This window comes from Allobosea sp. MMO-172, assembly GCF_037147855.1.
Taxonomy (GTDB): Bacteria; Pseudomonadota; Alphaproteobacteria; order Rhizobiales; family Beijerinckiaceae; genus Allobosea.
This window is the reverse complement of record NZ_JBBCUM010000042.1, coordinates 1-1,755: the sequence shown is the minus strand read 5'-3', so window position 1 is coordinate 1,755 and position 1,755 is coordinate 1. Positions and strand designations below refer to the sequence as shown.

Here is a 1,755-nt window from a genome sequence, read left to right as displayed (position 1 = left end):
AAGCTCGGGTCATTTTGCCTCCGACCAAATCAACAGTCGGGGCGATGGAATCAGAATTCGGCAGCCAAGGGAATCATCAACGCGATTCCTCGTTCAATGGACGTGCTCTAGCCCAAGACGAGTTGCAACGGCGGGGTCACAGGGTGGCGCGGTTCGCGACGCGCAAAGACCTGATTGCCGCAGAAGGCGCGCTGGAGTCTTTGGAAATCCTTGCCGCGTCCTCAAGCTTTTCAGCCGATCGCGAGTTGTTTGTCCGGATGCCGCGTCTGCGCGCGTTAGTTTCCCCGGTCACAGGTGTCGAGGGGTTCGATGTTTCGGCCGCGACCGCGCACGGTATACTCGTGGCGAACGGTCAAATTGCAGAAAACTCTGTTAGCATGGCCGAGGCAACCGTTCTCTTGATCCTCGCTTCGCTCTATGATCTGCATGGCACGGAGCGTTGCCTTCGCGAAAATCTGCCACGTCCACCGCAGGTCCATGCGCGTATGCTGATGGGAAAGAAAGTTGGCCTGATAGGCTTTGGCAAAATTGGACAGGCTGTTGCGGAACGATTGTCAGTATGGGGCGTGAGGCTCGCCGCCTACGTACGCACGACGCGACCGATGCCCGCATATGTTGCTGCACAGGGCCTCGAGGAGGTGCTCGCGACGAGCGACGTCGTTATTGTAGCGGCGGCGCTCAATCCTGAATCACGAGGAATGCTGGATCTTGACGCGTTGCGGCGGATGAAACCGGACGTGGTCTTTGTCAACATCACGCGGGGCGGCATCGTCCGCGACGATTCTCTTGCGGCGCTTGCCGCAGAGCGACCGGCTATGCGTCTGGCCCTTGATGTGTTCGACCCAGAGCCATTGAACGAAAATAGTCCACTGCGCGACCTTCCGAACGCCATTCTTACCCCACACATGGTCGGGCATACGAAGGAGTCGCAGGCACGCCTGCCTGAGGCATTTTGCGAGAACCTTCTCGCGGTGGCAGAGCGGCGGGTACCTGATTACGTCGTCAACCCATCTGTCATCGAAACGTGGCTAAGAAAGCAGCCAAGCATACAGCTATAGTTGTGCTGAGACATATCAATACCCGGCGGATAGATGCCGCCTCGAAACCGAGAACAACAGATAAGGAGCAACGTCTGCGCGGGGGGGGGGGCGATGATGGTCATGAAAGAGCCCGTTGCTTAAGGCCGAGGTGGACATTCTGTGCCTCAGACCGCCTCCTTCGGCCGCTTCCCGTGAAAACATCAAACCAGCGCAACGGCTGTTTATCGCTGGATGTAAGCGTAAGCTCTGAAATCGACATATGTCCAAGCCCCCATTCGGGCTCAGCATCGTCAATCACACCGTTATCCGGAAGGTTGGTGCAAAACACCGCTTACTTCGGGACGGCAGCCCGCATGGGCAAACATAGGAAATTCGGCTTCGGCCTCAGCCGGCAACCCGGCACGACGGGACACCAAATCCGCACCATCATGCCGAGAACTGTCGCACTTTCGCAACACAGCCAAACCAAAAGAGGGTTTCACCGCCGTCCGCACTTCGCCACGATATCCGAGAAACTGATTCCGATTTGATTCCGGGAGGAATTTCGCTTCCGGATTCCGGGCAACAAAAAACCCGCTAACCTGTTGGTTTAGCGGGTTATTTTTGGTTGCGGGGGCCAGATTTGAACTGACGACCTTCAGGTTATGAGCCTGACGAGCTACCGGGCTGCTCCACCCCGCGTCGAGATTTGGCCTTTGATCTTGTCCTGAAGGGG

General features: G+C 57.2%; 1 protein-coding gene and 1 tRNA gene. One reads left to right on the top strand and one right to left on the bottom strand.

Annotated elements, in window-relative coordinates; translation table 11 throughout:
• Nucleotides 1-1,058, top strand: a 1,058-nt coding sequence (locus WFK61_RS25985) for an NAD(P)-dependent oxidoreductase (RefSeq protein ID WP_336814936.1), incomplete at its 5' end; no start/stop codon positions are given.
• A 586-nt stretch (nt 1,059-1,644) separates the two neighbouring features.
• On the opposite strand, the gene WFK61_RS25980 is transcribed toward WFK61_RS25985, so the two are convergent.
• A tRNA-Met gene (locus tag WFK61_RS25980) sits at nt 1,645-1,721 on the bottom strand.
• Nucleotides 1,722-1,755 lie beyond the last annotated feature (34 nt).